Annotated in this window: 17 protein-coding genes; 9 read left to right on the top strand and 8 right to left on the bottom strand. The window is 64.0% G+C overall.

All coding sequences use genetic code 11. The features are described from left to right. The first annotated feature begins 79 nt into the window (after positions 1 to 79). Positions 80 to 790 carry a glutamine amidotransferase gene (locus H6718_25960; protein MCB9588884.1) on the top strand — a complete coding sequence of 237 codons (711 nt, stop codon included), beginning with the start codon at positions 80 to 82 and terminating at the stop codon, positions 788 to 790. A gap of 46 nt (positions 791 to 836) precedes the next feature. Here the strand turns inward: H6718_25960 and H6718_25955 are convergent, their stop codons facing one another. The 3 genes from H6718_25955 to H6718_25945 form a co-directional block, all read right to left on the bottom strand. Further along, positions 837 to 1241, bottom strand: coding sequence for a TerB family tellurite resistance protein (locus H6718_25955; GenBank protein ID MCB9588883.1), 405 nt, complete (start codon positions 1239 to 1241; stop codon positions 837 to 839). A 150-nt stretch (positions 1242 to 1391) separates the two neighbouring features. Continuing rightward, positions 1392 to 2534: an acyl-CoA dehydrogenase family protein gene (locus H6718_25950; protein ID MCB9588882.1), complete on the bottom strand. Its 1143-nt coding sequence runs from the start codon at positions 2532 to 2534 to the stop codon at positions 1392 to 1394. A 12-nt stretch (positions 2535 to 2546) separates the two neighbouring features. Next, positions 2547 to 3731, bottom strand: coding sequence for an acyl-CoA dehydrogenase family protein (locus H6718_25945; GenBank protein MCB9588881.1), 1185 nt, complete (start codon positions 3729 to 3731; stop codon positions 2547 to 2549). 423 nt (positions 3732 to 4154) lie between these two features. Between H6718_25945 and ychF the strand changes: the two genes are divergently transcribed. Next, positions 4155 to 5258, top strand: a complete 1104-nt coding sequence (gene ychF, locus H6718_25940) for a redox-regulated ATPase YchF (protein MCB9588880.1) — start codon at positions 4155 to 4157, stop codon at positions 5256 to 5258. A 78-nt stretch (positions 5259 to 5336) separates the two neighbouring features. Here the strand turns inward: ychF and H6718_25935 are convergent, their stop codons facing one another. Next, positions 5337 to 5684: a DUF2752 domain-containing protein gene (locus H6718_25935; GenBank protein ID MCB9588879.1), complete on the bottom strand. Its 348-nt coding sequence runs from the start codon at positions 5682 to 5684 to the stop codon at positions 5337 to 5339. A gap of 324 nt (positions 5685 to 6008) precedes the next feature. Then, positions 6009 to 7013 carry a zinc ribbon domain-containing protein gene (locus H6718_25930; protein ID MCB9588878.1) on the bottom strand — a complete coding sequence of 335 codons (1005 nt, stop codon included), beginning with the start codon at positions 7011 to 7013 and terminating at the stop codon, positions 6009 to 6011. A gap of 503 nt (positions 7014 to 7516) precedes the next feature. On the opposite strand from H6718_25930, the gene H6718_25925 reads away from it, so the two are divergent. Genes H6718_25925 through H6718_25895 form a run of 7 tightly spaced genes read left to right on the top strand, consistent with a single transcriptional unit; the run spans position 7517 to position 16333 of the window. Further along, complete coding sequence (locus tag H6718_25925) at positions 7517 to 8002, top strand: NAD(P)H-dependent oxidoreductase subunit E (GenBank protein MCB9588877.1); 486 nt, start codon at positions 7517 to 7519, stop codon at positions 8000 to 8002. 7 nt (positions 8003 to 8009) lie between these two features. Then, positions 8010 to 9383: an NADH-quinone oxidoreductase subunit NuoF gene (gene nuoF, locus H6718_25920; protein ID MCB9588876.1), complete on the top strand. Its 1374-nt coding sequence runs from the start codon at positions 8010 to 8012 to the stop codon at positions 9381 to 9383. Between the two features lie 21 nt (positions 9384 to 9404). Beyond that, complete coding sequence (locus H6718_25915; protein MCB9588875.1) at positions 9405 to 10025, top strand: NADH-quinone oxidoreductase subunit J; 621 nt, start codon at positions 9405 to 9407, stop codon at positions 10023 to 10025. Positions 10026 to 10057: 32 nt separating this feature from the next. Continuing rightward, positions 10058 to 10339, top strand: a complete 282-nt coding sequence (nuoK, locus tag H6718_25910) for an NADH-quinone oxidoreductase subunit NuoK (protein ID MCB9588874.1) — start codon at positions 10058 to 10060, stop codon at positions 10337 to 10339. A gap of 17 nt (positions 10340 to 10356) precedes the next feature. Beyond that, positions 10357 to 12948, top strand: coding sequence for an NADH-quinone oxidoreductase subunit L (gene nuoL, locus H6718_25905; protein ID MCB9588873.1), 2592 nt, complete (start codon positions 10357 to 10359; stop codon positions 12946 to 12948). A gap of 17 nt (positions 12949 to 12965) precedes the next feature. Further along, a complete protein-coding gene (locus H6718_25900) occupies positions 12966 to 14795 on the top strand; it encodes an NADH-quinone oxidoreductase subunit M (GenBank protein ID MCB9588872.1) in 1830 nt (609 codons plus the stop codon). Continuing rightward, positions 14792 to 16333: an NADH-quinone oxidoreductase subunit N gene (locus tag H6718_25895; GenBank protein ID MCB9588871.1), complete on the top strand. Its 1542-nt coding sequence runs from the start codon at positions 14792 to 14794 to the stop codon at positions 16331 to 16333. The genes H6718_25900 and H6718_25895 overlap by 4 nt, the downstream gene beginning before the upstream one ends. 100 nt (positions 16334 to 16433) lie before the next feature. On the opposite strand, the gene H6718_25890 is transcribed toward H6718_25895, so the two are convergent. From H6718_25890 to H6718_25880, 3 genes are all read right to left on the bottom strand, one after another. Beyond that, entirely contained in the window at positions 16434 to 17042 is a 609-nt protein-coding gene (locus H6718_25890; protein MCB9588870.1) for a DUF4352 domain-containing protein, read from the bottom strand. Between the two features lie 51 nt (positions 17043 to 17093). Further along, positions 17094 to 17660 carry a DUF4352 domain-containing protein gene (locus H6718_25885; protein ID MCB9588869.1) on the bottom strand — a complete coding sequence of 189 codons (567 nt, stop codon included), beginning with the start codon at positions 17658 to 17660 and terminating at the stop codon, positions 17094 to 17096. 178 nt (positions 17661 to 17838) lie between these two features. Further along, complete coding sequence (locus H6718_25880) at positions 17839 to 18408, bottom strand: DUF4352 domain-containing protein (GenBank protein MCB9588868.1); 570 nt, start codon at positions 18406 to 18408, stop codon at positions 17839 to 17841. Positions 18409 to 18479: the final 71 nt, after the last annotated feature.

Below are 18479 nucleotides of genomic sequence, written 5' to 3'. Positions count from 1 at the left end.
CTTCGTAGAGGTGCCTGTGCGGGAACAGCGCGTTTGTCTGCTGGCACCTGTGGGCTGGACATCACCGCACCCCTGAGCCATGAGTGCGTGTGTGGGAAGGCTCGCCGTACTGATCACAGGTGCCCCGTTACCTCATACCGAACAGCGTCGCGGTGGCTTCACCAAGCTCATCCGCGAGCAGGCGCGAGGGGCCTGGGGAGGCGAGTGGCTCGACGTCGATCTCCCCGGCGGTGCAACACTCCCGGCACCTGAAGAACTCGCGGGCGTGATCGTGACCGGCTCAGCGGCGCACTTGACGGATCAGGAGCCGTGGATGCTGCGTGGGCTCGAGTGGTTGCGTTCGCTGACCGATGCCGGCACGCCCATTCTCGGGATTTGCTTCGGGCACCAGATGCTCGGTGAGGCCTTGGGAGGCCGTGTGGACCGCAACCCGCGCGGACGGGAGATTGGGAGTGTCGAAGTGCGAGTGAGCGCGCCTCACCCCCTGCTCCCCGAGGGGCAGCTCATGGCCAACATGACGCACCTCGATTCCATCGTGGAGCTGCCACCCCAAGCGAAGATCCTCGCGACCACGGATTTGGAGCCGTTCGCTGCCGTGGAGTTCGCGCCTCGGATTTGGGGCGTGCAGTTTCACCCCGAGGTCGATGGCGACGTGATGCGGGACTACATCAGCGCGCGCATGGCTGCGCTGGAGCAAGAGGGGCTGAACGGCGAGCAGATCCTCGCCGATGCACGCGACACACCCGAGAGCGCAGCGGTGATCGAGCGCTTCTGCGCTGCACTCGAGTGACGTTGGCTCGAGGGCGCTTTGGCCCGCGGCAATATCGTTGATCTGCTCAGGCTTGGCCGACGAGGCGCGCCAGCTCGGAGTCGCTGATTTCGAGCGCCTTGGCGGTTTCCTTCAGCTGCTCACGCTCGCGGCTCTCGATGCCGTCGGCTCCGGCGACGTCCGCGGCCAGGGCGAGGGCGATGCGACGCGCGTCTTGATCCTGTAGCTCCGTGCGTGCGGCGGCGAGGCGTGCGGCGCGACCTTCACGCTCGAGCTGCACCGCGGCGCGCAGCATGAGGCCACTCAGCGCGTCGCTGGTCAGCCGCGAGTCGCCCAAGCGGCTCACTACCTCGCGGAAATTCGCCTGCTCCTGAGCGCTGAACTCGCCGTCGGCGAAGGCCGCCAGGAACATGATCTCGATCAGCGCGCCCAGCTGACCTTCGGTAAGTGCTTCAGTGTCGTAGCCACTCATGACGCGCTGAGTCTAGACGCAGGGCGTCACGCGAGCCCGAAAATTCGCGTCCGGCAAGCGGCGGGTTACGAAGTATCGAAAAATGCCTACAAAAACGCAGAGCGCCGGCCCCCGTCGGGCACCGGCGCTCGGTTCTCGACGTCTCTGCTCTCACACGTGCGCGGTGAAGGCCTCGGAGCTGGCGTAGCGCTGGGTGTGGAACTCCTCGTCACCGAACAGCGTGAGCAGGCTGTGCATGCGCTTGAAGTAGAGCCCGATGTCGTGCTCGTCGGTGACGCCGATGCCGCCGTGGAGCTGCGTGCCTTGGCGCACTACGAAGCCGCCGCTCAGGGCGAGCTGGCACTTGGCGGCGCTGATGGCGCGGGCGCGCTCAGCGGGATCCGCGTCGTCCGCCTTGATCATCGCCATGATGGCGCTGCTCTTGGCGAGCTGCGTCTCCACGAACATATCGACGGTGCGGTGTTGCAGCGCCTGGAAGGTGCCAATTTTGGTGCCGAATTGCTCGCGCTCACACAGGTAGTTGCGAGTCATGCCGAGCACGGTCTGCATGATGCCGGCGCCTTCGGCGCAGACGGCGGCCGCGCCGTAGTCCATGACCTGCTCGAGCACGGCGGCTGCCTTGCCTGCTTCCCCGAGGAGACGCGCTTCCGCGCCCTCGAAGTCGATCATCGCGGCTTTGTGGCCGTCCATCATGTCAACGCGGGTGCGCTTCACGCCGCTCGCATTCGCGTCCACCAGGAAAAGCGAGACGCCTTCGCGGTCCCGCGTCTCACCGGAGGTGCGCGCGCTGACCACCAGCTTGTCCGCGCCATGGCCCGCGAGCACCCAGCGCTTCTTGCCCGTCAGCTTGTAGCCAGCGCCGCTCTTTTCCGCACGAGTGGTGACGTTGGTCACGTCGTGGCGGCTCTGAGCTTCAGTGTACGCCAGGGCGAACACCTCGGAGCCATCGATCAAGGAGGCGAGGAGCTCCGCGCCTTCTTCGTCGCTGACGGAGTGACGGATCGCCAATCCAGCGAGCACCACGGAGGCGATGTAGGGCTCCGGCACCAGCGTCGTGCCGAGCTGCTCGATGATCAGCGCGGCGTCGGTGAAGCTGCCGCCAAGGCCGCCCATTTCCTCCGGGAAGAGCACGCTGAGCCAGCCGAGCTCACCCATCTTGGCCCAGGTTTCCTTGGCATAGCCAAGCTCCGTCTCACGCAGCTTGCGCATGCGCTCCACGGTGGATTCCTTCTTGCAGAAGTCCGCGACGGTACCGACGAGGAGCTTCTGGTCGTCATTCAGATCGAAGTTCATGGTCAGTTTCCCTCAGGCGCTCGGTAGGCCAAGGATCATCTTGGCGATGATGTTCTTCTGGATCTCGTTGGAGCCGGCGTAGATGGTCGCGGCGCGCACGTAGTTGAAGATGCTCGGTGCGGACTCGCCGCGGGGGTTCACGGTGCCTTCCGGGTTGAACCAGGTGAGGCTGTCGTGGCCCAGCACCTCCATCAACAGGTCGACCGTCTCTTGCTGGAGGTCAGTGCCGCGCAGCTTGAGGATGGAGCTCTCGGGGCCTGGTGCGTGGCCGAGCTGAGCGCTCGCCAGTGAGCGGAGCACGGTCATGCGGAGTGCTTCGAGCTTGATCTCCGAGCGTGCAATTTTCGCGCGGAAACCCGGATCCTCGAGGAGCGGCCTGCCGTCCTTCTGGATTTCCTTCGCCAGGCGCTTCGTGCGGAGCAGTGTGCGGGCGCTGATGCCCACGCCGCTCACCAGGGTGCGCTCGTGACCGAGCAGCGCCTTGGCGTACGTCCAGCCCATGTTTTCCTGGCCGATCAGGTTCTCCTTGGGGACCTCGACGTTCTCGAACCAGGTCTCGCAGAAGGCCGGCGTGCCACCGGTGGTGAGGAACGGCTTCACGGTGAGACCCGGCGTCTTCATGTCTACCAGGAAGAAGCTGATACCCGCCTGCTGCTTCACGTCGGGGTTGGTGCGCGCGAGCACGAAGATCCAGTCGGCGTACTGCGCGTACGTGGTCCAGGTCTTCTGCCCGTTGAGCACGTAGTTGCCCGCCGCGTTTTTTTCCGCGCGGGTTTTCAGCGAAGCCAGGTCGCTGCCAGCGTTGGGCTCGGAGTAGCCCTGACACCACACCTCTTCACCGCTCAAGATCTTCGGCAAGAAGCGCTGCTTCTGCGCGTCGTTACCGAACTGCATGATGAGCGGGCCTACCATCGAAAGGCCGAACGGCGAGAGCTGCGGGGTGCCAGCGAGCTCCATCTCTTGGCCAAAGATGAAGCGCTGAGTCGCGTCGAAGCCTGGGCCGCCGAACTCCTTGGGCCAGTGGGGCGCCACCCAGCCCTTGGCGGCGAGCACCTTGTGCCACTCCATCACTTCGGCGTTCGAGAACGCACCGTCGTTGTTCGCTTTGGTCGCGATGTGGGGCGGCATCGCCTGGGCAATCCACTCGCGCACTTCGCTGCGGAATGCCTCCTGTTCGGGGGTGAACGACATGTCCATGGCTGTTCTCCTCGCTGACACGCAGGGCCCGCGTCGCGAGCCAACTATGTAGTCGGGCTCCGTAGTGGCCCGGGCGTGAGACCGTATCACAGCGCGCAAGCGAGACCAGGGCGGAAACCCGCTCGAGCTTCAGTGGAAACCGTAGGACCTCACCCCCAAAACCAGCCTCGCTCGAGCGCGCAGAGCGGAGAAGCAAGCGCGGGATTCTGGAGTCTGACTCCGCACGCGTTCGTCACCCACAGCGCATTGGGGATCAGCGCACGGCGACTCCCAACGCGCGCCGCAAGGCCACTCGAGCAACGCCGGCTGAGGCTCGCCGACGTGGAGCTGCCGCGAGTTCTCTCGAGTTTTTCGGGGGGGAGGCGCGCTGCCGGTCAGCCGGTGCTCGACTTGGCTGCGCCTCGGGTGTAGAGCCCCGCCCCCATGGGCTTTTCTTGCGGCATCGTTGGCCTGCCGAACGTCGGTAAGAGCACTCTCTTCAACTCCCTCAGCACCGCCAAGGCGGAGGCGGCGAACTACGCGTTCTGCACCATCGAGCCGAACGTCGGCGTGGTGCCAGTCCCCGACGAGCGCCTGAAGCAGCTGAGCGTGGTCTACAAGACACAGCGCGAAGTGCCGACCACGATTCAGTTCGTGGACATCGCTGGCTTGGTGCGTGGCGCCTCCAAGGGTGAGGGCCTCGGCAACCAGTTCTTGTCGCATATCCGCGAGGTCGACGCGGTTGCCCACGTGGTGCGTTGCTTCGAAGACGAGAACGTCGTGCACGTCGAGGGCAAGGTGAGCCCCGTAGACGACATCGAGACGATCCACACGGAACTGGCGCTCAAGGACATGGACACGGTGAACAAGCGCCTCGATCGCGCTCGCCGTCAGAGCAAGGGTGGCGACGCCGTAGAGAAGGCGGCCATCGTGGTGTGCGAGGCGCTCGCCAAGCATCTGGACGAAGGGAAGCCGGCGCGCTCCTTCAAGGTCGACGGCGAGACCGAGAACAATATCCTCAGGGATATGCAGCTCTTGACGAGCAAGCCAGTGTTCTACGTGGCCAACGTGGACGAAGGCTCCCTCGCTGATCTCGACGCGAACCCGCACCTCATGAAGCTCAAGGCTTACGCCGAGGCCGAGGGCGCGAAGGTGATCCCGATTTGCGCGCAGCTCGAGGAGCAAATCGCGGAGCTCGAGCCCGCTGATCGACCAGAGTTCCTCGAGAGCGTCGGGCTCAAGGAGCCGGGCCTGAACTCGGTGATTCGCACGGGGTACGAGCTGCTCGGTTTGCTGACCTTCCTCACCGCCGGTGAGAAGGAGTGCCGTGCATGGACCGTGCGGAAAGGCTCAACGGCGCCCGAGTGCGCCGGGGCCATCCACAGCGATTTTCAGCGAGGCTTCATCAAGGCCGAGGTGATTTGGTGGGAGGACCTGATCAAGTATGGGTCGGAAGCCAAGTGCCGTGACGCTGGCAAGCTCGCGATCGAAGGCAAGGAGTACGTCGTGCGCGATGGCGACGTGATCCACTTCCGCTTCAACGTCTGAGCCGCTCGGTTTCGAGATAGGCGCTGTGGCTTGACGCGCTGCCGTCTCACGGCGCTGCAGCTTTAGAGCGCCGCAGTTTCAGAGCGCCTCACCGGACTGGTGCCACTCTTGAGCGGCCTTGGCGCCGACTGGCACGGGTCCGCCGAACGCACCGAAGAAGCGCGCCACCCAGAGCACGGTGAGCAGGATCGAGATCACGATATAGGCTTGACCGATGCGCTTGCCCGCGGAGAAGAGCTTCTCGTTTGACGGCTGAAAGCGCTTGGGCGCGAGCAAGAGCCAGCTGCCGTAGATCAGCGCGAGCGCGTTGAACGGTGCCGCGAGGAAAAACAGCGGGTGCATGTGGAAGGCCTCACCGAGGTGCCCGTGCAGCGCCGCCATGGTGGCGCGGGTCAGGCCGCAGCCAGGGCAGGGCTGATTGAACATGCGCGCCGAAGGGCAGGCGACGAAGTCGGTGAACAGACTGAAGAAGAGCGGACCCACCACGAGCGCCCAGAGCAGGATGCGCAGCACCCAGTCCCTGATCGAACGCTCATTGCTCGGTTGAGCGGCTGTCCCCGTTGTCCCCGTTGCGACCTGCACTTCGACTCGAGTACCGCCGAACGGTCGCTCGGGCAACTCGAGGCGCACAAAACCAGAGCGCTCTCGAGCCTCTTTCAAAGCGCACACGGGTTTCACCAAGTGCAGGAGCACAAACGAAACGCGCGGGCTCGAAGGAGCCCGCGCGTTGGGTTGGGTTGGCGCGATTGGTTAGCTGGCCATCACTTGCAAGACGATCTGGAGGATCACAATCACGACGAACCAGACGAAACCGAGGATGGTCAGGATCTTTGCGATCTTGATCTTCGACTGGAACTCCTGGACGTCTCCTGCTTCAGCCGCTTGCTTCGCCTTCCAAGCGAAGAACGCAGGAGCAGCGGCGAGCAGACCACAGCCGCAGAAGAAGGTAACGATCGACAAGATCAGCCAGGTCTGAGCCTGCTTCTTGATGTCGTCGCCACCGGCCATCTGATTCATGCCGGCCATCGCGCCACCCACTGGGCCAGCCATCGGTCCGCCCATGGGAGGTCCACCCATCGGCGCACCAGGCGGCGGCGCACCCATCGGCGCTCCTCCCATCGGTCCACCTGGCGGCGGTCCACCCATCGGCGCACCGCCCATTGGTGCACCGCCCATTGGTGCACCAGGCGGCGGTCCACCTGGTGGCGGTCCACCCATCGGCGCACCCGGAGGAGGTCCACCCATGTCTGGCGGTCCACCCATCGGTGCACCCGGCGGCGGTCCACCCATTGGAGCACCGGGCGGCGGGCCCATCGGATCACCGCCGGGCGGCGGGAAGCCACCACCAGCATCTGGCATCGGAGGCGCGGGCGGAGCGGGGATATCACCCACGGGGCTCATGTCCGCGACCATCGTTCCACCCAGCGGATTCACGCCACCACCCGGAGGTTCCGGTGCGGGGGGAGCTGGTGGCGGAGGTGCAGCGGGGGCTGGAGCGTCAGGCGGCGCGACGCCACCGGCCGACGGCGGCGCAACGCCGAGCATCGTGCCCTTTAGCTTGGGCTTCGGAGCCGCTGGAGCTCCTCCCGGTGCTGGTGGTGCTGCCCCTTCCCCGGGCTTGGGGATGGTGGGGGCATTCATCATCAGCATGGTGCCCTTGAACTTGGGCGCCGCAGAGCCCTTCAAGTTGAAACCGCACTTGACGCAGCTATTCGCACTATCCTCGTTCTGCGTCCCACAGTTCGGACAAAACACTCGGCCCTACCTCCATTGTCGCTGGTTCAGCGAGGGCGCCAGCCTACACGGCTAAGTGCCCGAGACTCAAGCCCACAGCGTTGCGTTTCGAGCGGAAGTTGCTGGGGCTCCCCACGCACGTTTCCGCAGAGCCGATTCGTGCCGCCCCCGAGTCAGCCCACTTCGTGGCGAAACCGGACGCTGACCCGGCCCGGCTACGGGGAGGCTGAAGGCGGCATGGCCACTCGATTCCTCCCCGAGTAAGCAACGGCTCGAGACAGCCCTGGGTTTGGCCGTGCGTCTCGCTGACTTAGCCCGTCTAGAGCGCTCTTGACACCCGACTTGGCACCTCACTACGGTGCGCTCGCCCTGGCCACAGGGACTGTCTTTCAAGCCAGTTTTGTCTGTCCGGTCGCGCTCGTTGGCGCGCACCAAACTCCCCAGAACCCACCCCGAGGCGGCGGGCGCCAGGCGCAGCACCAGTCCTTGGCCAACCCCATCGACTACACAGGATTGAACAAGTCATGGCATTCGCCCTGAACGAGGAGCAGGAGCGCCAGCTGAAGAGCATTCTCGAGCGCTACCCAAACAAGATGGCGGCGTGCATTCCCACGCTGCACTTGTGCCAGGAAGCCAACGAGAACTGGGTGAACGAAGACGTCATCCAGTTCGTCGCAGAACGGCTCGAGCTGTCGGCGGCGCACGTCAAAGGCGTCGTCACCTTCTATACGCTCTTCAACCAGCACAAACCCGGCAAGCACCAGGTGTGGGTCTGCCGCACGCTTTCCTGCGCGCTACGAGGCTCCGACCAAATTCTCGCGCACTGCGAAAAGAAGCTTGGTGTGCGCTGCGGAGAAACGACTAAAGACGGCCGCGTCACCCTGCGCACCGCCGAGTGCCTCGCTTCATGCGGCACCGCGCCGATGATGCAGGTCGACAAGGACTACTACGAGAACCTCAGCATCGAGCAGGTCGACCGAATCCTCGACCGCCTGATGTACGAGGGTTGAGGTCCGGATGCTGAAGCAGACGCAGTACCTGTCCAAGAACTACGGGAAGCCCGACAGCTGGAAGCTCGAGATGTACGAGCAAGGCGGGGGCTACAAGAGCGCGCGTAAAGCGCTCTCGATGACTCGCGAGCAAGTCATCGAAGAGGCGAAGGCTGCGCACATCCGCGGCCGCGGCGGCGCAGGCTTCGACGCTGGCACCAAGTGGAGCTTCATGCCTCCGCCGGGGGACAAGCCTCACTACCTGGTCGTCAACGCGGACGAAGGGGAGCCTGGTACCTTCAAAGACCGCACGATCATGGAGATGAACCCTCACGCGTTGATCGAGGGGTGCATCATCGCCGGCTACGGCATCGGCGCTCACGCGGCGTATATCTACGTGCGCGACGAGCTGCACTTGTCCAAGGCGCGGCTCTGGGCCGCTATCGAGGAGGCCCGCGCCAAGGGTTACCTCGGGGAAAAGCCCTTCGGTAAAGACTACGCGATGCAGGTCTACGTCCACACGGGCGCAGGCGCTTACATCTGCGGAGAAGAGACCGCGCTCATCAACTCTCTCGAGGGTCGGCGCGGTGAGCCTCGCCTGAAGCCTCCGTTCCCTGCGCAGTACGGCGTGTTTGGCATGCCCTCCACGGTGAACAACGTGGAGACCATCGCCATCATGCCGTCGGTCTTCGAGGTGGGTGGTGACACCTTCTCCAAGCTCAGCGAGCTTCACGCCTTCAACGATGGCGGGGCGCGGTTGTTTGGGGTCAGCGGCCACGTGAAGAAGCCGGGCGTCTACGAAGCCGCCGTGGGCCTCACGTTGCGTGAACTCATTTTCGACCTGGGCGGCGGCATGCTGGACGACCGCCCGTTGCTCGGTGTGATTCCCGGCGGATCCAGCTGCCCAATCATGCTGGAGGACGAGATCGTCAACATCGAAGGCGACGAGCGCTTCGCTGCGTACAACGGCAAGAGCGTCCTAGACCTGCCGATGGGCGTCGACACCTACCGCCGCACGGGGAACATGCTCGGCACTTGCTGCGCCATCGTGCTGAGCGATCGCGCCGACCCGGTGTTGGCCTGCCAGAACCTGATTCACTTCTACAAGCACGAGTCTTGTGGTCAGTGCACGCCCTGCCGCGAAGGCTGCGGTTGGCTCGAGCGCATCTTCGACAAGGTGGTGCAAGGCACCGCCACGATGGAAGAACTCGATCGGGTGCACGAGATCGCCTCGAACATCACGGGCAACACCATCTGCGCGTTCGGCGACGGTGCTGCCACCCCCATGCTGGCCTTCATCCGCAAGTTCCGAAAGCACTTCGAGGACTACGTGCAGACCGGTGGAAAGAACCAGACCGGTGAACTCGGCTGGCTCGCGACCGACCGCCGGGCGGCGGAGTAGGGAAGCCGAACGGAGTCACCTATGGCTGGAAATCTCTTCTTCGTGGTGTGCGCCCTGGTGGCCCTCGTGGGCGCTCTAGGCACGGTCACCTCGCACAATCCGATTCGCAGCGCCGTCGGGCTCTTGGCGACGATCTTGGGCATCGCGGGCCTGTTCCTGAAGCTGGATGCGCAGTTCCTCGCGGCAATCCAGCTGATGGTGTACGCGGGGGCCGTCGTCGTCTTGTTCGTGTTCGTGATCATGGTGCTTGGCCCCGACGCGCGAACCGATGTCGAAGCCGGCAAGGCGCAAATCTCCCGCGCGTTCGCTGGTGGGCTGATGGCGTTGCTCGCTGCGGGCGCGCTGTTTCTTCTGGCCAAGGGCGGACCGACCCCGACGGTGTTCGCCAAGGTCATGCCCGGCCACGGTGACGTCGAGGCAGTGGGCGGCCAGCTCTTCACCCAGGGCATCGTGCCTTTCGAGCTCGCTACCGCGCTGCTCATCGCCGCGGCCATCGGCGCCATCGCTATCGCGCGCGGCAAGGCTGTGCGAATCGACAAGCCTCGTGCCCTACCCAAGGGCAAGTACTTCGGTGGCCCGGCTCACCCCCGGGACGTGGCCGCTCAGGTCGACACTGGAGTCCGGAAGGACGGTGCACATTGAATCTGCTCGGAAACGTACTCGAGCACTACGTCATGCTCTCGGGGCTGATCTTCTCGATCGGCGCCGTTGGGTTCTTGGTGCGTAGGAACGTGCTGGTTCAGTTGATGTGCATCGAGCTGATGCTCAACTCAGTCAATCTCGCGCTGGTTGCTTACAACCGCGTCCACGTCGGCAACATGACCGGCAACGTTTTCGCCTTCTTCGTGATCGCCGTCGCGGCAGCTGAAGCCGCCGTCGGCCTGGCGATCGTCATCGCTTTCTACCGCTTGCGCTCCTCCGTCCAGAGTGACGAGGCAGACGCTCTGCGCCACTAGACGGGCAACTCGAGACCATGCACACGCTGCAAGTTGTTTTCCCGGACACAGATTTCACGCTGCTCGCGGTCATTCTTGGCCTGCCGCTGATTGGTGCCTTCATCAACGGCGTCTTCGGCAAGCGTCTCGGCCGTCAGGGCGTGACGCTGATGGCGCTCAGCGCCGTGGGGGGTGCCTTCATCGCGGCGGTGACCGCCTTCTTCATGCTGCGCACCGCGCAGGGGCATGAGGAGCACGCGGTTCGCTTCAGCTGGACCGCGTGGGAGTGGCTATCCCTGAGCACGCCCAATGCCCGACCGACTCTGTCGGTGAAGTTCAGCCTCGACGCGCTGAACTCCACGATGAGCTTGATCGTGACCGGCGTCGGCTTCCTCATCCACTTGTACTCCTCGAAGTACATGGAGGAAGACCCTGGGTACTACCGCTTCTTCGCCTATCTGAACCTGTTCATCTTCTCGATGCTGGTTTTGATCTTGGGCGATAGCCTGCCAATCCTGTTCGTGGGTTGGGAAGGCGTCGGCCTCTGCAGCTACCTCCTGATTGGATTCTGGTTCCACGAGGATGCAAACGCGGCGGCGGGCAAGAAGGCGTTCATCGCGAACCGTATCGGCGACTTCGGCCTGCTCTGTGCGATGGGCCTATTGCTCAGCTACACCGGCGCACTCGACTGGGCTGGTATCGATGCTGGAGCGGCCGGCCTGGCTGGCAAGACCCAGATCTGGCCGCTTGGTAACGACGTTCCGCTGGCTCACTACCTGGGCGACTGGTTGAGCCAGCCCCGTTACGCCGACCGCTCCACGCTGGTCGCGTTATTCCTGTTCTTGGGCTGCGCCGGCAAGAGCGCCCAGTTCCCGTTGTACGTCTGGCTACCGGACGCCATGGCGGGCCCGACCCCGGTCTCCGCGCTGATTCACGCCGCGACGATGGTGACCGCAGGTGTCTACCTGATGTGCCGCATGTCGGGAGTGTTCGTGATGGCGCCGACGGCGATGTTGGTGATCGCCCTCGTGGGCGCGTTCACCGCATTGCTCGCAGCGACCATCGCGCTGGTACAGAACGACATCAAGAAGGTGCTGGCGTACTCAACCGTCAGCCAGCTTGGGTACATGTTCATCGGTACCGGCGTCGGTGCTTTCACCGCGGGGTTCTTCCACGTGATGACCCACGCCTTCTTCAAGGCGTGTTTGTTCCTCGGTGCGGGTTCGGTGATCCACGCGATGCACGCGCGGATCCATGACACGGACGCAAGCCAGGACATGCGGAACATGGGCGGCATGAAGGCGTTCATGCCCCTGACCCACTGGACCTTCCTGATCAGCTGCATCGCGATCGCGGGCATCCCGCCCCTCGCCGGTTTCTGGTCCAAGGACGAGATCCTCTACATGGCGTACACCCAAGGGGTGACGGCGCCGGACTCGGTCCGCGCGGCTTATCCAGAGCTCGCTCAGTGGCCAGCTTGGGCTGGCAAGGCGATCTACGGCATGGGCTTGTTGGGCGCTGTGATGACGGCGTTCTACATGTTCCGCCTCTACTTCCGGATTTTCCACGGAGAATTCAAGGGCTGGAAGATCGTGAAGAATTGGGTCGACCCCCACGCGCACGACGCTCACGGGGACGACCACCACGACGAACACGATCACCACGCGTTCGATCCCGAAGAGCCTCGAGAGGGGCCCACGCCCCACGAATCGCCCTGGCAGATGACCACTCCGCTGGTCATCCTGGCGGGTCTGGCGGCGGTCGCTGGCTTCCTGAACGCCCCGTTGCTCCACATGCACGCTCTCGAGCACTGGCTCGAACCGGTGTTCAAGCTCGCCTCCACCGGCGTGAAGAGCATCGACCCGGATCACCACATGATGTTGACCCTGGCCGTGCCCGGAGTGCTGGTCGGAGTGGCCGGCGTCGGGCTGGCTTGGTTCTTCTACATCTCGAAGGGGGGCGAACCCGCCGCGCAGCTCGCGGAGAAGGCTCCCGGTGTGCATCGCTTCCTGATGAACAAGTGGTGGGTCGACGAGTTCTACGAAGAGACCTTCATCGGCGCTGTGGACGCTCTCGCGGAGTTCTTCACCTGGGCTGACAAGTGGATCGTCGACGGCATCGTGGCCAGGCTCACGGCTGGCATCGTGCAAGTCACCGGAACCGTGCTGCGCTACGCCCAGACAGGGCGTGTGCAAGCTTACGCCGCCGCGATGGTGGCCGGCACCGCGTGCCTTGGCTGGTTCATGCTGACGCCTCACGCCTCGGCAAAGCCATTCGAGAACCACCGCACCGGTAGCTACCGCGTGGAAGCGGCACCCGGCCTTGGCTACTCCTATCGCTGGAGCAGCAAGCAAGGGGAAGGGGACTTCCAGTACGACGGCGGTGAGGAGTTCGGCACCCAGCGCACAACCAGCTTCAATTTGGATCGGGGCGCTGCGCGCACTGTCCGCCTCGAAGTGCAAGATGCGTTCGGGCATCACTCGAGCTGGGAGTACGAGGTCACCCGTCCCAAGGACGATCGGCCGCCTGGTTCAGCGCCCGCCAACATGGTGATTCAACAGGACGCGCAAGGCCGCCCGCATATCGTGATGCCGCCTGGCCATCCGGCTCCGCAGGGAGACACGCAGTGAACTCGCTTTCAAGCTCTTTGGTCCAGGCGTGGCCCTACGCCGCCGCCTTCGCCGTTGGCGCGTTGATTCCGCGTCGCGAGTCGAAGTTCGAGCGCTTCGCGTTGGGCATTGTCGGGCTCCTCGCAGCAGCCTTCATCTCCTCGATGTGGCCCGAGAAGGCCGTCGAGACCGCGGCAGCGCCCCCCATGGAGTGGGATCAGCTGCTCAACTTGATCGTCTTCCTGCCGATTGTCGGTGCGGTCGCGATCCTGTTCATGCCCAGGCAGTCGCCCGAGCTCTTGCGACGCGTGACGATGGTCATCCTCGGCCTGGATTTCGTGGCTTCGCTCTGGCTCCTCAAGGTGCCGATGACCGACGGCTGGCACTTCCAGTATGTGCGAGAGTGGCTCCCTGGATTTGGTATCCGCTACCACGTGGCGGTCGACGGCATCAGCATCTGGCTGGTCATCCTATCGACCTTCACCACGCCGCTCGCCGCGTACGCGAGCTTCGGTTCCCTGAAGAAACGCACCAAGGACCTGTGCTTCAGCTTGCTGCTGCTGCACGGCGCGATGCTCGGCGCGTTCGTCAGCCTCGACCTGTTCCTGTTCTACGTGTTCTGGGAGCTGATGCTGGTGCCGATGCTGATCCTCATCGGCATCTGGGGTGGCGTTGAGAAGATCAAGGCTTCCTACAAGTTCTTCCTCTACACCATGGCCGGCAGCTTGCTGATGCTCGCCGCCATTCTGTACATGGTCTGGACTCACGAGCAGGTCGCTGGCTACGTGACCTTCGACTACCTGGCGCTCAGCCGTCTGGTGTTGCCCCAGACCGCCGCCTACCTGTGCTTCGCGGCGTTCGCCTTGGCCTTCTTGATCAAGGTCCCGATGTTCCCGCTGCACACGTGGCTTCCAGACGCTCACGTCCAGGCGCCAACGGGCGGCTCCGTGATTCTGGCCGCGGTGCTGTTGAAGCTCGGGACCTACGCCTACATTCGCTTCTGCATGGGGATGTTTGCCGGGCCGGCGTATGCCGCCGCAGCGAACCTGGCGGGCGTGGCGATCGGCGGCGGCATCCTGTACGCCGCGCTGGTTGCCTGGAAACAGAGCGACATCAAAAAGCTGATTGCCTACTCCTCGGTGGCGCACCTGGGCTTTGTGATGCTTGGCCTGTTTACCGCAACTGAGGCCGGCATCGCCGGTGGCGTGCTTCAGATGGTGAACCACGGCATCTCGACCGGCGCGCTCTTCATCTTGGTCGGCGTGATCTACGACCGCCGCCACACGCGCTTGGTCAGCGAGTTCGGTGGCCTTGCGAAGGTGATGCCGATCTACACCGCGTGCTTCGTGCTGATCACGATGTCGAGCATCGGCGTTCCGGGCACCAACGGCTTCGTGGGCGAGTTCATGGTGATCATGGGTTCGTTCACCTCCAGCGTCCTCGGCAGCCACGGCAAGCTCCAAGGTGGCCTCGCCGCCTTCGGCGTCATCTTGGCTGCGGTGTACATGCTCAGCATGGTGCAGAAGACCTTCTTTGGTCCGCTGTCGAATCCCAAGAACAAGAACCTCAAGGATCTGAACATCCGCGAGACAGTGGTGCTCGCACCGCTCATCGCCATGGTGTTCGTGCTGGGCCTGTTCCCGAATTTGTTCCTGGACGTGATGAAACCAAGCGTCGCAGGCGTGACCGCCCGCTTCATGGACTCCACTCGGGAGTTCCGCAACGCGATGGACACGAACCCCGACCGCGCTGTGCTGCTGCCGCGGCTTTCGGGAGCGTTGAGTTCGGGTTACCCCGAGGATCCGAAGAAACAAACTGAGGCTCCTGAGGGCGCGACTGCCGCGCTCGACAAGGAGAGCGCACAATGAATCTGCTGTTCCCTCTCTCCCCGCTTCTGGCGGTCGGCTTCGGCGCGCTGCTCCTGATGCTCGCTGAGGCGTTCGGCAAGCCGCAGGTCGACAAAGAGCTGCATGGCACTGAGCACATCGTCGACGCTGGAGCTGGCCGCAGTGGCGAGCTGGGCCTCGGCGCCGCGGTGATTCTATTCGCGGGCGCTGTGCTGAGCGTCGCCGTGTGGATGGTTGGGCCTCAGAACCTGCCCGAACTCAAGCTGCTCGAGCCGTGGCTCGTCATGGACCGCGTGGCGCTCTTCATGAGCTTCGTGCTCTGCCTGGGTGGCGCATTCGCGGCGTTGCTCGCTGGGGGCTACCTGCCCGAGCACAACATCGACCGCGGCGAGTTTTTCCCACTGGTGATCCTGGCGACGTTCGGCGCTCAGGTGCTCGCGGCCTCGGGTGACCTGCTGAGCCTGTTCATCGGACTCGAGACGATGAGCCTCGGCGTGTACGCCCTCATCGGTCTACGTCGTGGCAGCCCTCGCGCTGCCGAGGCGTCGCTGAAGTACTTCCTGCTCGGGAGTTTCGCTGCCGCGCTCATGCTCTTCGGCGCAGCGCTGCTCTACGGTGCGACGGGGCACACCGACCTCAAGGGGATCGGTGAAGCCGTTGCGAGCATTGGCCAGCCAGACAGCAAGGTGAACGCCGCACTCGTGGTGCTCGGCTTGGTGCTGAACCTGGCCGGTCTCGCCTTCAAGGTGAGCGCCGTGCCATTCCACATGTGGACCCCCGACGCCTACGAAGGCGCCCCCACGCCGGCCACGACGTTCATGGCCGTGGCTGTGAAGACCGCGGCGTTCGCGGTGATGATGCGCGTGTTGCTCACCAGCTTTGGCGACGAGCGCCTGATGAGCTGGGGCACGGGCTGGCCGCCGGTGCTGGCGTTCCTCGCCATCCTGACGATGACCGTCGCGAACGTGATTGCCGGCCGGCAGGAGTCCGTGAAGCGCATGCTCGCGTACTCCTCGATTGCCCACGCGGGTTACGTGCTCGTCGGTTTGGTTGCCACCATGCGCGCTCCGGCGGAAGGCCAGGCGAGCGTGATGTTCTACCTCTTGACCTACACGGTCTCGACGGCCGGTGCGTTCGGCGCGCTGATCCTGTGTGGTAGCCGCGGCGCAGAGGCGGTGAGCTACGAAGATCTGGCGGGCCTTGGTAAGCGCCATCCGGCGGCTGCGCTGGCGTTCACGGTTTTCCTGCTGTCGTTGGCTGGCATGCCGCCGACTGCTGGCTTCTTCGGCAAGCTCTACATCTTCCGCGCGGCAATGGGGAGCGAACTCTATCTGCTGGCAGTGTTGGGCCTGTTGAACAGCTTGCTCGGCGCCTACTACTACCTGCGCGTGATCGTGTTCATGTACTTCCGTGAGCCGGCGCCCGGTGCACCCCTCGCGGTGCCGATGCGCTCCGGTTTGGTGACGGGTGCGCTCGTGATCGCGGGCTTCTTGGTGCTCGCGCTGGGCATCGCTCCAGGCACACCCCTCGCGATGGCGCTCGGAGCAGTCTCTCCTTGAGTTGAGTGCAGGGAGTTCACTCTCCCCCCCAAACCCCAAAGCAGCTCGAGCCGCCCCTACATCGGAGGCGGCTCGTTCGCTTTGATGCCCTCGGCGAAGCTCAGGGCTTGGCGGAGTCGGCGGTAGCGGGCGACACGCCGAGGTCGAACTCCAACGCTTCGGGGCTCTTCAGTTGCGGGTCATAGCGGAGCTGGAGGCGACCCGTGGCCTCTGGGATCTCGAAGGTGATGTAGGCGCGCACGCTGTCGTCAACCCCGAGGGGCGTGTGCCGTAGATCCGGTTCGCAACCGCCGAACACCGGGCGATAGGCTTTTCCCTCGGGATCCACCAGGCGCGCATAAAACGGGTTGGCCGGCACGCGCTGAGACTTCGACTTACCTCGCAGCTCGACCTCCACGCCAAGGCGCGTGTAGCCAGCCTTGATGTGGTGCCACGCGGGGGGCGGACAAGTCTTCGCGCCGAGCAACACCATCTCGTAGCTGGGAGCGTGAGCGACCTGGCCGATTCCGCGCGGTTTGCCCCCGACATCGTTTGCCGCCGCCGAGCTCGTGGCAGCAAGTTTCGTCTCCGTGCCCGCGTCCGGCGGGGGTTCAACTGCATCCGCTTCGGCCTCGCGCTTGCAGCCCACTAGGCCCAGCAGTAGCGCCACACAAAACAACGCGCGCGCCCGATTCGGACGCGCGCTCGTGTGTGTGCCGGGGATGCTCATGGCTCTGCAAGAACCTCTAGCATTGGCCGCGGGCAGCGGAAAAGTTCAGGGTTATTTGGCTGCCGCGACTTCGCCGATGTCGAACTTCACGTTCTGTTTCGGTCCCAGGATGGCGAAGTGATCGTAGGCGAACTTCAGACCCTTCGCGTTTTCGCCAACCTCGAAGGTAACCCAGCCCTTGGCTTTCTCACCCTTGTTCAAGCTACCGCTCTGTAAACGAGGCTCGCAGCTACCCATGTAGCTGTACTTGTAGGTGAGGCCCTCGTCGTCGACGATCTTCATGTTGTAGGTCGCCGGCGTGACGGGCTGATCCGCGATCGCTTCGAAGATCATCTCAACGGCGATCAGGCGATGCCCCGCTTTCTTGAGCTGCGCCTTCTCGTAGTAGCGAGGCTTGCACTCCTTGGCCTCGGTCACCTTGATCTTGTACTCGAGCTGCGTCGCTTCTTCGCCCAGCTTGAACGTGTTGTCGGCGGCAGGCGCGGGCGTGTCGGGAGTGGTTGCAGTCGAAGTCGCGATTGGATCTTCGGTTACGACGGGGGCTTCCTTCTTCTTGCAAGCAAGGAGGCTCCCCATCACCAGTAGGGAAAGGACCAATGTGTCTCTGTGGGTCTTCATTGCTCGACGCTCCTTTTCGAAACGGCATGGCGAGCCGCCGGAGCTTATGCGAGCGGCCTGCGCCCGCCATGGGCCAAATGCAGGGGACTCGCTGGACGACGCACAAAACGAAACGGGCCTCGATTGCTCGCGGCCCGTTCTCTGTCAGCGGCGGGTTACCCCGCCCCGACGCCCTGGCTCACTTGGAGGCGACGTCGCCGAGCTCGAACTTGACGTTCTGCTTCGGACCCAGGATCGACAGGTGGTCGTAAGCGAACTTCAGACCCTTGGCCTTGTCGCCCACCTCGAAGGTGACCCAACCCTTGGCCTTCTCACCCTTGTTCAGCGATCCGCTCTGCAAGCGGGGCTCACAGGTGCCGCGGAAGCTGTACTTGTAGGTCAGCCCCTCGTCGTCGACGATCTTCATGTTGTAGGTACCGGGCGTGAACTGCTTGTCGCTGATCGACTCGATGGTCATCTCCACGCCGACCAGACGGTGACCCGCCTTCTTCAACGAAGACTTCTCGTAGTAGCGCGCCTTGCACTCCTTCACTTCGCTGACCTTGATCTTGTAGTCCAGCTGAGTGGCTTCCTCGCCGACCTTGAAGGTCTTGTCGGCGGCCGGCGCGGCCGTGGCCGTCGCGGTGGCGGTGGTGGTGGCCACCGGGTCCTCGGTGGCGACGGGGGCAGGGGTTTCCTTCTTCTTGCAAGCAAGCAAGCTGCCCATCACCAACAGGGCAACGACCAATGTGTCTCGGCGAGTGTTCATTTCCTCGAAGATCCTTTCTCGACAGTTTGGCGAGCCGAGCGACCTTACACGACCGACCTAGGGCAGGAAAC

The sequence above is a fragment of the Polyangiaceae bacterium genome (genome assembly GCA_020633205.1).
In the GTDB taxonomy this organism is placed as follows: domain Bacteria; phylum Myxococcota_A; class Polyangia; order Polyangiales; family Polyangiaceae; genus JAHBVY01.
The sequence above is the reverse complement of the archived record's forward strand: the minus strand, read 5'-3'. Positions and strand labels throughout refer to the sequence as shown.